We start from the raw sequence: 12,584 nt of genomic DNA on the forward strand, positions 1-12,584 counted from the left end.
ATATTAACTAAAAAGAGTCAACCTATATCAGTATAATACACAACGAAACCTGAAAGACAGAATTAAATTATAAAAAATGGAAAAATTAAAATTACCTTATTTCAAACAAGAAATTGATATTCAAAATTTGCAGGACGAATATGATACGGATTTTGAATATAATGGAAAAGAAATTAATATTTTCCTAAATGAAATGCAAGTTGCTGACAAAGAACAATTCACTATAATAAAAAATGTACTAGAAAATTTACCTGAATTTGATAACCAAAATAGAAATTTTATAACAAACGACTTTGAAAACAAGAATGGAAATACATTTGAATTTTTGTCTTATCATTTAGAAGAATTAGAAGATGATTTTGAAGAAATTATTGATTCTAATGACACAGAAATAAATAATTTAAAAAAATTAATGAACTTTCTGAAAATAACAACAATCAGTTTTTATTCTGATTTGGTTGTATTTGATTATTGTTTAGATGATGAAATATCTGACCAATTATTAGTTATTAAAATGAATCGACAGAAAAATTTATCTATTGATTGGGAAAGTTAAATGGAAGTATAAAAAATAAAAAAAACGAACGCACAACACCGTATAAAAATAATTGCGGTTTAGTGCTTAATCAAAGGTCGTTGCGTGTTTGTAACGTCTGAATTTCCTTCGGAAATTCCTCGCATACAAACCCGCAACTATTCTTATACATAATCGTTAGGCAACATATGAAAAACATCCTGCTAATATTTACAATTCTACTTTTTACAGTAAATTCAGTTGCTCAAGAATGTGAATTTGCAGAATACTATCCTTTAGTTAAACTTGCGTCTAAGAATTATTCTGACAAAAATTATGAAGATGCCGAAAAGAATTTAAAACTTGCTTTCACAAAAACTGACCATCCATTAGGTGCCGATTTGCATTTAGCTTTTTCAGTTGCACTAAAAAGAAAGGATACAAAATGGGCTGAACAAATTGCAATCCGATTAGCTAAAGGTGGAGTTCCTTTGCGATATTTTAGATATCACAAAAAACACAAGTGGTACGATAAATTTAATGCTGATTTTGAAACCTATTCGGATTATTACAAAGAGAACTATAACCAAGAATTGAGAGATAACTTTCTTTCATTAATAAATCGTGATAAGGAATTTAATAGTAAATATCACGATTGGCGAACTAGTGAAATTGAATTGACTTTGGATGAGTTGATTAATGGAGCTTCAGAAATAATATCCGATTTTAACCAAATGACGGATAAATATGGATTTCCAAATGAGAAATTAATGGGTTACCACTATGTTCGTCGAAAAAATAGTATTGAACGTTATCATTCAGGAGCATTAATAATTCATATTTATCAAAGCGGAGTATTAGTTTTTGAAAATGAAATTTACAAGATAGTTTGTGATGGCGGATTACACCCAAATTACGAAGAAACTCTAAAGAAAATTCGCGGATTTGGAAATAGTACAGGAATTGAACAAGAAATGAAAGCGAGATATGAGAAATATAGAGGAAATAAATAAAATACGTTGCCTAACACCGTATAAAAATAATTGCGGTTTAGTGCTTAATCAAAGGTCGTTGCGTGTTTGTAACGTCTGATTTTCCTTCGGAAAATCCTCGTATACAAACCCGCAACTATTCTTATACATAAACGTTACAAACAATTTAAACCCAGAATTACGAATGAAAAAAACTTCTTTACTAATTGGAATTTTCTTGCTTACTCTAAACATTTATGGACAAGACAATCAAATTGAATTTGGAATAAAAGGCGGACTGAATTATTCAAGTTTTATTGATAATAATGATGATGATATTCCAGCTGACTATACAGGAAAAATCGGATTTCACCTTGGAGGTTTTGTAAAATTACCAATTAGTGAAAGAATATTAATAAAACCCGAATTAATTTATTCACAGCAAGGAAGTAACTTTTCTACTAATGGTAGTAATTATTCTGCACCTGATGATGTTTTTATAAGAGGTGGAATTAACGGTAAAATAAATGAATCTTTAGTATTAATACCAATTATTTTGGAATATAAATTGAATAAAAAATTAAGCTTGGAATTTGGACCTCAATTTGGTCTTACATTAAATAGAGAAATTGAATACGAAAATAGTTCTTTTGATCAAGGATTCTTAAAAAATGATGATAAAGAAACGTTTGAATTCGGGATAGGATTAGGACTCGGATATTCTATATCTTCTGATTTAGGAATTTCATTAAGGTATAATTATGGGATAATTGAACGTCAAAATTTAAAAACTTCTGTAATTCAATTAGGAATGAATTATAAACTATAAAAAAACTGTTTGTAACACCGTGTATAATTAATTGCTTCATTAAGCTTACTTGCGAATATTCCTGCGGAATATTCACGGGTTCGTAAAAGTTTACTAATTTAGTTGCTTAACCACGCAACTAACCATACACAACAACGTTGTACACAATTTGACTACGAAAATGAAAAAAATATTAACACTGTTAATTCTGACTATCTTTTTTGGATGTGACAAAGATGATGGATATGAATCAATTGAAATAGACAACAGTTCTTTAACACACGCTGAATTAGGCTTTGAATTAGAAGAGCCTGAAACTATATTAAATGATATTGCAAAAGGAAGTTTTGATAAAAATATTCAAAATGTTTTACTACAAATGTTTGATAACTTTCCTGAACCAGCGGAAAGATATTGGGAATTTGAATATATAGAAGACACAAACAGACTTTCTAAAATGACTTTTTATTTACCACATTATTCAGGCTGTGAAAAGAACATTTTTGTCTTCCATTACAATCTTGAGAATCTTATTGAGTCAATTGTGTCAACAAGAACTAATCTTTGTAATGAATATGAAGTTATAAAAACTTACACATTTAACTACAACAATAATGGACTTCTAAAAAGTATTTTTATGGATAATGACTATTTCGTTGAGGAAAACTACTTTGGTTATTATCCAAACGGAAAAATTAAGGAAATTTATAATGACCATCGAGGAAGAGGTTTTGATGTTAGTTTTGGTCACCAAAAATTTTACTATGATTCTACTTTTTCAAACGTTACAAGAGTAGAACACACAAGTGGAACTAATTACAGTTATACTTATAAATATTTCTACGATAATAAAGAAAATCCATATAAAGACCTTTTTATTGCAGTATCAGTTTTTATGCCATACATCGGACCAGCATATTTATCTGAGAATAATGTAACAAAGGTTATTGAAAAAAACGAAAATAATGTAAATGGTAACGAATTCACAAATGAATATCTTTTTAATTTCTCTAATTCAAATGTTTTAGAAAGCTATTCTGATATGGACGAGGAAGAGTTTCCATATATTTTATATTCAACGAACCAATAAAAACTGTGTACAACAAAGTACTGTGGTAAAAAACAAGTAAAAATGTATTAATTTTTCACTAAAGTACTTTTATAGTTTCCATCATATATTAATCCTGATTTAGCTAGTGCAAAAGCCTGTTTTAGTAGCTTATTACACACGGCAATTAATGCTAATTTTTTGCTCTTTCCTTTCGCTACGATTCGCTCATAAAGATCGCGGCAAGCTTTGTTGTATTTACACGCATTAAAACTGCACATAAATAATAAATTCCGAAGCTTTTGATTCCCCATTTTACTTATTCGTGGCCTCCCTTTTACACTACTTCCACTTTGCCGGATCATAGGTGTAAGGCCAGCGTAACTACAAAGTTCACTTGCGCTCGTAAAACGATCAAATCCACCTGTTAATACCACTAACATAATGGCTGTTTTTGGTCCTATACCTGGAATGGTTTTTAAACGGGTAAATAAATCTTGATGTGATTGTTTTACTAATATTAACAGCTTATCCTCCAAAGTTTTCATCTCTTTTGTTAGTTGTCTTAAACTACGTTTTAAAGACGTTACAACAAGCTTACTTGGATTTCCCAAAACCGCTTCTCCATGTAGTTTGTTTTTTAGCATAGTGCTTTGTTTTGTATATACAGAAAGGGTTCTAACGATTTGAAGACATTCTATTTCTTCCTTAGAATTTCCTTTCCATAGCTTTAATTCTACTTGCTCTGAGTAAGCACAAATAAGTTTTGAATCGCTCTTATCTGTCTTAACTTTTGATAGTCCCATCTGTATAAAGCGTTTTACTGACAATGGATTTTCAACCGATACTTTGATACCAGATTCTAGCAAATGATACGCTAACTGATAATGATAATAGCCTGTGGCTTCCATAACGCAATGACTCTTATTATTTAAAAGTTTCGTGAACTTTTTAAAGCCAAGTTCATTGTTTTTAAACTGATAGTAATTACCATCAGAGTCCGTGACATCGAACACCAAATGACTAATGTCTATTCCAAAATATTTAATATCTTTATTCATAAGAAAATGTTTTTTTGAAAGGACGATCTACGCGAGTTTCAACGACTTAAAATCGAGGTCTAAAAGCCTCATAGAACTGTACGAAATCTGTGTAGAAAAGAGAGGGGATTTTCAATGTTGACGAAGTCTAAAGCTTCTGCGTGTATATTAACCTTACTCCTCTCTTTTGTGCTTTCTTATTTTTAGGCCTTAATTTAGTGTTTTTATTAAAATGCTAACTTAAGACGTGTATAATTAATTGCTAGTTTTAGCTCACTTGGGAAATTCCTTCGGAATTTCGCCGTTCGTGCTTTTTTTACTAAATTCACTGCCCAAAACACGCAACTAATCATACACAAAAACGTTGTGTGTAATTCCCCTTTTTTCGGGAAAGAAAATAATTACTTTAAGGTAACGTTTAGTTCCAGAAAAAAAGAAAAAGACAGCTGAAAATCAAAAACATAAGTAATTGATTTTCAGAACATTGAAAAAATGTTACTCAGAATTTGGGCAACCGAACTAAAAAACAAACTGAATGGGAATATTTGGAAATCTATTTGGAAGTAAAAAACTAAAAACGACTGACTCTGATTTTGGAGAAATTGAGAGTTTTAGCACGAGAGGAAATGATGTTGGTTGGCAAGTGAATAAAAGGTTTTTGAATTCTGATATTGAAATTTTATTAGCAGGAAATAAAGATGGAATATCTGAAAACCAAAAGCGGATTTTACTCAATGCGTTGAATAACGAAACGGAAATAAAATCTGAATCGGAAAAAGCACTTAAAGAACAATTTGAAAACGCGAAAATGGAATTCGTGTCAATTGAAAAGCATTTTGAACTGAAAGGAATATCAGTACGTCATGAAGGATTTGAAATGGCGTTTCAGGAAAAAGAAGGACAAAACTACTTTTTCAATGTTCATTTTGAGAATAATAAACAGGTTGGAGTTTCAATAGATGGATAATTTGGACGTAAAACATTATTTAGGAATTTATTCAATACGAATGCAAATGCAAGACGATGGAATTACTAATCCATCTGACGAAATTAAATTATTAACTAAAACAATTGTGGAAAAATTATCTCAATTACCTCTAACCGAAAAAATTGAATTAGAAAATGGAAAAATGACTGATTCAAAAAGTAATGTAATTGCTATATTTCCAAAGATATAACTGAATAAAAACTACACACAACATCGTATAAAAATAATTACGGTTTAGTGCTTAATCAAAGGTCGTTGCGTGTTTGTAACGTCTGAATTTCCTTCGGAAATTCCTCGCATACAAACCCGCAACTATTCTTATACATAAACGTTATCTCTTATTTGAGAAAATAGTCAAAATTTAGTTTAAACGCAATACAGAAGTACATCTTTTTAAGGATATTCATTAATTACAGGTTAGTATTTCTTTAAGTAAATATTCTCAAAAAAATAAACTTACGTTAAAACAGAACTAATCCGTTGACTCCGCACTTACAATAACCCATTTTTTTAAACTTACGTCAGTATTAGAAATAAGCTCTAATGTTAATGTACGTGACATATATATACCAGCAACAGCACTTGTGGCACCTGCAACAAGGCAAAGATTATTGTTACCATCTGGTCTAAACTCGCCGCTTTCATCATGATAAATAAACTTCTGCTCAGATGAGTTAGGGTCACTATCAACAAGCCTTAAAGTCATCCCCTCTATGGGACCTCCAGTCATTTCAACACAAAAATCAACAAATTCTGCTGAACAAATTTGATTTGTTTCTTCATTATAATAAAATTGAACATCACCACCATCTGGTTTACAAGAATGGGCATGAAGGTCTTCAGCAAAGCCATTACCTCGAGTGTCGATACACCACCCTAATTCATCTTGTTCATCAAGGTTATCTGCCAAGTGAATAAGTGGTGCCGGAGTTTGAATAATAGGAGCATTCAACTCAATACCTACCTCAGGTTCATTCACTACTTCAGGTTCACCTTCTTCATCCTTTTTACAACTCATAATAACAATAAAAAGGATAAGTATACCTATACTTTTTATTGTTATTGAAAATGTTCTTACCATTTTGCTCTGTTTTTTATTTTTTTTCATCAAATTGATTTCTTTAGATTTATGTTTACCAATAAAATTTTATTTAGTTAAGATTTTTTTTGAAAAGTAAAATAGAAGAACGCTTCAAAATATTAGACCCAACAAGATTAAACTACTCAATAGGTCTAAAGAAAAGTGTATAAAGCGAACCTGTTCCACCAATTCCTACCCCACCACCAAAATTTACTGCAAAAGAACCGTCTCCTTTTATATCTCCCACATAGGAAATAGAACGTGCAAAACGGTCTTCTGTGCCAAGAACCAAATCAAAACCCCCTTCAGTTGCACTGATTTTATCAAATGTTCTTACGGTTTTATCTGCATTTAGATATAAGATATACCCGTTACCCTCATTCTGCTGATTGGCTCCCGTAACTAAATCTGTTATCCCGTCACCATCAATATCCCCAGCTGCGCACATAGCATGCCCAAACTGCGCACCAAAAGTACCATTGGGGTTCTCTTCTAAATCAAGTGTTTCCGTAAAACCATTTAATCCTTCTGTTATTTTAATTTTAGAAACTACATTTAGTGTTGTTGCATCCAATGAAAGTATCCAGATTGCACCTTTACCACCGTCAGACAAAAATGCCCCTACAGCCATCTCTATAGTCCCATCATTATCTAAATCTCCAAGCATAGCAACTTCCCTTCCTCCAAATTCATCGCCATCTTGCAATCCTTCACCAAAATTGCCTTGTGTTGAACTAATGGTTACCGTACTTTCATTAAGAACTTCAGAACTATCATTTAAAAACAAGATATCAATGGCGCCCCTATTTGAACCACCATCATCCGATCTTGGGTCGCATGCTACTAAATCAATTCGATTATCGTTATTAATATCCCCAATAGCCGTTAAACCTTGAGCGCTTATATTTTCATTTTTTACATAACTTTTTACTTTTCCATTCGTATCCAAGTGAATAATATACAATGAGTTATTGGGACTCGTTGGTGCGGAAACTGCAATATCAGGAATACCATCATCGTTGTAATCCCCCACACCTGCAACACCGTAACCAAAGAAATTTCCGGCATTTAAAGTTTCATCAAAATCACCTTCTTCTGTAGATATTTTTTGATTAGATGAAACAGAACCATCACTATTCATAAACAAGATATATACCGCTCCGGCATCAACCCCACCATCATCATCTGATCGCGCACCTATAACGTAATCTATTACCCCATCTCCATCCACATCTCCTATTACATCATGGTCTCTCCCAAACCTGTCTCCAGCATCCAAATCAGCATCAAGCCCTCCCAAACCATTCTCTATCTTTACAAAGCTTTCTGCTTGATAAAACATTGCATCGTCATCAATTACTTCATCATCAATAATTTCTTCAGTATTATCATCCCTACTATTGCAACTAAAAAAAGTAAATGCAATTAAAATTATACTTAAAAATAAATTGCTTTTTTTGGATTTAATAAAAATCAATATCATGTAAAATTATTTTATGTTCTTTATTCTAAGACTTTGATCAACACAAAAGGTTTAATCTTCTTTAAAATGTAAACGACAACTCTTTTCATCTGTAAAATGAACTCCAAAACTAAATATATTCACTCATAACTCTTTTGTAATCAGATAAATAAATGCAAATTAATTTGTTTTAGGGTGATTTACGGATATACAAATAAAATATTATACAAATCTCAATTATAAAAATTTGTTTAAAAAAACATCCTTAAATTTTAAAATCACCTACTCTTGCTATTTTAAAATAGAATGTTCCCACTTCTTTTTTATTAGCATCAATAAACCATGAACTCAATGATGTTTTTCCTTTGGTAAAATTCCCTTTAAACAAAACTGATTTTGCATTAGGATCTACTGGTTTTTCTTCTTTCCAAGCACCAATTTTTACAACAGCCTTTTTAAAATCTATCGCTTTACCTTCAGCTATTGCATCAATATATTGAGTCGATTTTCTTCCTGAAACACCTTCATTAATTTTCAAACCAGACTCAAACGGCCAACGGCTTACCTCAATTTCATACACACCATCGCGTTCAAATTCTATTATAAACTCACCTCCTATTGGATTTAATTTTGCTTCTCTAATGAAGTTTTGGTTCCACGGAATTTTAGAATCATGAATATGTTCATCATGACAAGTAAGGATCATTGGATTTTCTTTTTCTGAACCTACAATGATTACTGGAAACTGATTGAACTCAGCAGAAACAGAACTCCACCATTCTTCATAATACCCACGCATTTTAGCCACTACATCAGGAAATTGAGCTGCCAAATCTTTGTCTTGTCTTGGATCTGTTGCAATGTCATACAATTCTACGCCGTTTACTAATCGCATTTTATCAGACATTACCGCGCTTTTTTGCCATTTAATTGGCTCTTGAACACGTTGTGAATCTGTAATTAAATAATCACGTTTAAAAGTAGCTTTTTTATCTACTAGTAATGCCGAAATATCACTACCATCTAAATCCAACTTAGGCAATTCTAGTTTACAAATTGTTGCTAATGATGGTAAAATATCTAAATGCGCTAACATCGTATTAACATCTCTTCCTCCTGAAATTTTACCTGCAGGATAAGAAATGAAAAATGGCACTCTATGTCCACCTTCATATTCACTATTTTTAGTTCCTTTCATGTTGGCATTATAACCATACATTTTGCCTTCTTTTTCTTTATAACCAGCAGCAGTTCCGTTGTCAGTCATAAAAATCACAATCGTATTATCATCTAACTTCAACTGTTTCAATTTATCTTGAAGACGTTTGAAATTATCATCTACATTAGAAATCATACCGTAAAATTTCTTCAATTCTTCAGGTATCGCTTCGTTTTTGTACTTGTTATAGTATTCTTCTATAACATTATATGGCGAATGCGGAGCATTGGTTGAAATATAACAGAAGAAAGGATTGTCCTTGTTCTTTTCAATATAATTTATCGCTTCATCAAACCATACATCAGTACAATAGCCTTTTACTTTTCTAGGCACTCCATTCTCTAAATAAGTGTCATCAAAATAATCATTCTCCCAATAATCTGGTGTTTGCCCTACTCCGCCACCACCGTGTAGCATTACGTGTTTAAAACCTTTGTCTTGTGGACGTGATGGATAACTATCTCCCAGATGCCATTTTCCAAACATAGCTGTTTCATAACCGTTATTTTGGAAAACATTAGCCATGGTTACTTCTTTTTCACGAAGAATTGAAACTCCACCAATAGTATGCCAAACCCCTACTCTATTCGCATAACGACCAGTCATTAAACCTGAACGCGAAGGAGCACAAGTTGGTCCAACATGAAAATCAGTCAATCGAACAGATTGCTTATAGAACTTGTCTAAATTTGGTGTTTTAATTATTGGATTTCCTGTACATCCCAAATCACCATAGCCTTGATCATCTGTGATAATAATAATAACATTTGGTTTCTTTGCTTTTTGTGCTTCAACTGTTTGTAAACCTAAAAACATAGGCAAACACAGCAACATTTTAGTCAGCTTATTAAATTTCATTTTATTTGTAAATTATTATTTCATAACTGGCAATCTTATCAACGATTACTTAATAGGTTGTAATTTCAATGCTTTTAAGCTAGATTTTTTTCTGTCACCCTCTATTAATGTAGTTGTAATTGTATGTTTACCCGCTTTTTTAAACTCTAAAATCCCCATGTTATAAAACACATATTTTTCAGTAGCTGCTTGTTGATTTTGAACCATAATTCCTTCATCAGTTTCTGTCTTCCAGACTAATCTATTTTTACCTGCATAGGACAAATCAATATAATAATAACCTGGTTTTTGAACATTTACAGTCCAAGTAACCGATCCATTATCTGCCCACTCACTTACTTGATTAGCGTGTTTCCATTCACCGAATTTCTCCATCCAACGAATAGTCTCTTGTTTAGCATTTTTAACTTCACCAAATTCAGTCAATAAAACAGTATCAATATTAGGATATACACCTAAATCATCTTTAATCTTAACTTGACTCGCTTCTTCATTTAATTCAACTTCAACAATAGAAACCAAGTTTTCTGGTGCTTCAAAAGGAACATTTAAAACGGTCCAGTTATTTTTTTGTTCGAATGAAATCGTAGGTGCTTTGTCTCCATTCAACACTTTAACGCTTTTAATTGAGTTGGTCAATCCTGGCAAATATAATTTTCCGTCCTGAGGCCAATCAGATACTGCTAAAAACAACGATTTACCTTTAGTTGTAACATCTCCCCATGGTAAAGAATGTCCCCAAAGAGAAGCACCTGCACCATATACCACTTGTGGGTACTTTTTAATCCATGCTCCAGACTCTTGTAAAAATTTAGCTCCAATAGTTGGTACAACTCCTTTTCCGTCAAGTCCTATATTAAACAAATACGTTCCTCCTCTTCCCACTGTTTCTAAAACACGATGAACAATTTCTTTAGGACTTTTAAAGTTATTATCATACCAGGCATACGACCAAGAATCGTTATTGGTATCTGCTCTTTCCCATAATCCTTCGATGTTTTTAGTTGGCACTTCCATGTCTCCTTTACTCGCGTAATCACCCATACCGTGACCTACACGACTACACATCATTGCTTTAGTTTGCAGTTTTTTAACCATATCTAATAGTTCTACAACGTATTCTTTTTCCATATCACCAGGTGTATCAAACCATACAAAATCAATTTCTCCGTAGTTTGTACAAATTTCTTTTACCTGAGGCTTGCATTTATTATAAAAATAATCTTTAAAAGTGGCTGCTTTTCCTTTTTCGTCAACTACAGGACCTCTCGTACCTCCTGGGGCAGTCCAGTCTTGATTATGCGAATAATAAAATCCTAAACCTAATTCATGACACGCCTTAGACAATTCTTTCATTGGATCACGTGCAAATGGACTTGCATCAACTATATTGAATTTATTTGTTTTGATTTAAACATAGCAAATCCCTCATGATGCTTACTTGTTATAATAATATATTTCATTCCAGCATCTTTGGCCAATTGTGCTATTTTCTTTGTATCATATTGAGCTGGATTAAAATCAGCTGCAATTTTCATATATTCATCAACAGGAATATTTGCCATTCTTGGATTCATAATCCATTCACCAATTCCGTAATAGGTTTTATCATTCCATTTACCCCATAAATGAGAAAATAATCCCCAATGAATAAACATTCCATAATTACTTTCATCAAATAATTTGGCTTTTCCTGATTTTAATGCTTCCATTGAAACTGTAAATTCACCCCACATTTCATCGATTCCTTTTCCTTCCTTCGTTTGAGAAATTACGGAAATTGACATAAATAAAACCATCATTAGTGATAAATATTTATTTTTACTCATAGCTATCATATATTTATTTTTTGTGTTTTTTACAATATATTATATTGATTTACAGAACATTTATTTCAACTAATTAAAGTAGAATGTAACAGTTCAGCTAAATTATCTCTTCATACCCTAACTCGCTTTTCTTTAATCAGTCATTTTTTTGCTCTTTTCAACGGAAAGGGCATAACATCACATTTTACAATCACTCAACCTTTACAACCACCCTATAAATCAATAAATTAAACACTAACAAAGCTAATCTTCCTTTTTTATATTTTAATCCTGATATTCTTTTAAGTACAAAATATTCAATTGCTGTACATTTGAAAAAATTTAAAACTGACCAATTCGAGCAAACTTTAGCTGAATATGAGAAAAATCAATTCTATTCATAAACCTATATTTGAATGGATGCAATTCTTAAAAATTTAAAACAATTAACTAAATCATTAATTCACCAGTAGCACCAATATAAAAAACACTACTAACAAATAAATCAAAAACCAAAAATCATGTTTATTAAAACAACTAACTTTTATTTTTTCACACAACTTGCACTATTTATATTGGCAAATTCATTATCATTTGCACAAAACGAAGACCAATCAAAAGGAGCTTTCACTGTAATAAGTTTTAATTCTCATACCTTAGAATAACAATATCTCATCTAAAAAAAAAAAAATCAATACTAGATAAACACTAAAAATTCTTATCAAATAAGGGTTTTAATGGCCTTTTCTAAAATTAAAAACATGGATATATATTTATAAACACTAAA

10 protein-coding genes and 1 pseudogene are annotated in these 12,584 nt (G+C 31.6%); 6 read left to right on the forward strand and 5 right to left on the reverse strand.

Annotated features, from left to right (window positions below; genetic code table 11):
• The first annotated feature begins 76 nt into the window (after positions 1–76).
• From GQR97_RS16800 to GQR97_RS16815, 4 genes are all read left to right on the forward strand, one after another.
• Positions 77–556: a DUF2004 domain-containing protein gene (locus GQR97_RS16800; RefSeq protein WP_158850500.1), complete on the forward strand. Its 480-nt coding sequence runs from the start codon at positions 77–79 to the stop codon at positions 554–556.
• A 167-nt stretch (positions 557–723) separates the two neighbouring features.
• Positions 724–1,527: a hypothetical protein gene (locus GQR97_RS16805; protein ID WP_158850502.1), complete on the forward strand. Its 804-nt coding sequence runs from the start codon at positions 724–726 to the stop codon at positions 1,525–1,527.
• A gap of 163 nt (positions 1,528–1,690) precedes the next feature.
• A complete protein-coding gene (locus GQR97_RS16810; protein ID WP_158850504.1) occupies positions 1,691–2,314 on the forward strand; it encodes a porin family protein in 624 nt (207 codons plus the stop codon).
• A 160-nt stretch (positions 2,315–2,474) separates the two neighbouring features.
• Entirely contained in the window at positions 2,475–3,383 is a 909-nt protein-coding gene (locus GQR97_RS16815; protein WP_158850506.1) for a hypothetical protein, read from the forward strand.
• 47 nt (positions 3,384–3,430) lie between these two features.
• On the opposite strand, the gene GQR97_RS16820 is transcribed toward GQR97_RS16815, so the two are convergent.
• A complete protein-coding gene (locus tag GQR97_RS16820; protein WP_158848152.1) occupies positions 3,431–4,402 on the reverse strand; it encodes an IS110 family transposase in 972 nt (323 codons plus the stop codon).
• A 514-nt stretch (positions 4,403–4,916) separates the two neighbouring features.
• On the opposite strand from GQR97_RS16820, the gene GQR97_RS16825 reads away from it, so the two are divergent.
• The gene (locus GQR97_RS16825) at positions 4,917–5,348 is read left to right on the forward strand and encodes a hypothetical protein (protein WP_158850508.1); all 432 of its coding nucleotides are present in this window, start codon (positions 4,917–4,919) and stop codon (positions 5,346–5,348) included.
• Positions 5,341–5,559: a hypothetical protein gene (locus GQR97_RS16830; RefSeq protein ID WP_158850510.1), complete on the forward strand. Its 219-nt coding sequence runs from the start codon at positions 5,341–5,343 to the stop codon at positions 5,557–5,559. Before GQR97_RS16825 ends, GQR97_RS16830 begins: the two co-directional genes overlap by 8 nt.
• 282 nt (positions 5,560–5,841) lie before the next feature.
• Here GQR97_RS16830 and GQR97_RS16835 read toward each other — a convergent pair whose 3' ends face one another.
• The 4 genes and pseudogenes from GQR97_RS16835 to GQR97_RS16850 all read right to left on the reverse strand — a co-directional run bounded on the left by GQR97_RS16835 (position 5,842) and on the right by GQR97_RS16850 (position 11,827).
• Positions 5,842–6,477 carry a hypothetical protein gene (locus GQR97_RS16835; protein WP_158850512.1) on the reverse strand — a complete coding sequence of 212 codons (636 nt, stop codon included), beginning with the start codon at positions 6,475–6,477 and terminating at the stop codon, positions 5,842–5,844.
• A gap of 112 nt (positions 6,478–6,589) precedes the next feature.
• Positions 6,590–7,933: an integrin alpha gene (locus tag GQR97_RS16840; RefSeq protein WP_199269871.1), complete on the reverse strand. Its 1,344-nt coding sequence runs from the start codon at positions 7,931–7,933 to the stop codon at positions 6,590–6,592.
• A 244-nt stretch (positions 7,934–8,177) separates the two neighbouring features.
• Complete coding sequence (locus tag GQR97_RS16845) at positions 8,178–9,989, reverse strand: arylsulfatase (protein WP_158850514.1); 1,812 nt, start codon at positions 9,987–9,989, stop codon at positions 8,178–8,180.
• Positions 9,990–10,034: 45 nt separating this feature from the next.
• Positions 10,035–11,827 (reverse strand): annotated as a pseudogene (locus GQR97_RS16850) (alpha-L-fucosidase).
• Between the last annotated feature and the right edge of the window lie 757 nt (positions 11,828–12,584).

This window comes from Algibacter sp. L1A34 (assembly GCF_009796805.1).
Taxonomy (GTDB): domain Bacteria; phylum Bacteroidota; class Bacteroidia; order Flavobacteriales; family Flavobacteriaceae; genus Algibacter.

Excerpts from the sequence above, each read along its gene's own strand:
- GQR97_RS16800 (WP_158850500.1), top strand. The coding sequence starts at position 77 with ATGGAAAAATTAAAATTACCTTATTTCAAACAAGAAATTGATATTCAA.
- GQR97_RS16805 (WP_158850502.1), top strand. The coding sequence starts at position 724 with ATGAAAAACATCCTGCTAATATTTACAATTCTACTTTTTACAGTAAAT.
- GQR97_RS16810 (WP_158850504.1), top strand. The coding sequence starts at position 1,691 with ATGAAAAAAACTTCTTTACTAATTGGAATTTTCTTGCTTACTCTAAAC.
- GQR97_RS16815 (WP_158850506.1), top strand. The coding sequence starts at position 2,475 with ATGAAAAAAATATTAACACTGTTAATTCTGACTATCTTTTTTGGATGT.
- GQR97_RS16820 (WP_158848152.1), bottom strand. The coding sequence starts at position 4,402 with ATGAATAAAGATATTAAATATTTTGGAATAGACATTAGTCATTTGGTG.
- GQR97_RS16825 (WP_158850508.1), top strand. The coding sequence starts at position 4,917 with ATGGGAATATTTGGAAATCTATTTGGAAGTAAAAAACTAAAAACGACT.
- GQR97_RS16830 (WP_158850510.1), top strand. The coding sequence starts at position 5,341 with ATGGATAATTTGGACGTAAAACATTATTTAGGAATTTATTCAATACGA.
- GQR97_RS16835 (WP_158850512.1), bottom strand. The coding sequence starts at position 6,477 with ATGAAAAAAAATAAAAAACAGAGCAAAATGGTAAGAACATTTTCAATA.
- GQR97_RS16840 (WP_199269871.1), bottom strand. The coding sequence starts at position 7,933 with ATGATATTGATTTTTATTAAATCCAAAAAAAGCAATTTATTTTTAAGT.
- GQR97_RS16845 (WP_158850514.1), bottom strand. The coding sequence starts at position 9,989 with ATGAAATTTAATAAGCTGACTAAAATGTTGCTGTGTTTGCCTATGTTT.